Genomic DNA, 440 nt, shown 5'->3' with positions numbered 1-440 from the left:
ATCTTGATCTATGAGTGCCGCTATTGCAGCCGTACCCCGGATTGACCTGGCACGGATTTACTTGGACCGAGCGTACCAGTACGCCGCCGATGTTCGAGATGGCCAGATCCCGGTTTGCCGCATGACCCGACTAGCAATCGACCGATGGTACCGAGATCTGGAAACAGCCGAACGCCGCGGGCTGAGGTTTGACGAAAACGCCGCGGGTCGTTTTTTCCGGTTCTCCGGCTACTGCCGCCAATACGAAGGCGATTGGGCTGGCAAGCCGATTGATTTTGAACCATGGCAATGTTTTGGCCTGGCCCAAATCTTTGGATGGCTCCGAACGGATGGCACCCGTCGATTCCGGATCGCCTACGAAAAAGTGGCCCGAAAAAACGGCAAAACCACCAAAGCCGCCGTCGTCGCCAATTACGGCCTCCTGGCAGACGGAGAAGGTG

At 57.3% G+C, this 440-nt stretch carries 1 protein-coding gene; it reads left to right on the top strand.

What is annotated here, in order from left to right; genetic code table 11:
* Positions 1 to 10: 10 nt before the first annotated feature.
* Positions 11 to 440: terminase large subunit domain-containing protein (locus Q4563_RS23640; RefSeq protein WP_442903765.1), on the top strand; the 430-nt coding region annotated here is incomplete at its 3' end.

This window comes from Gilvimarinus sp. 1_MG-2023 (genome assembly GCF_030548285.1).
Note: the sequence above shows the minus strand (reverse complement) of the source record. Positions and strands in the feature narration are given on the sequence as shown.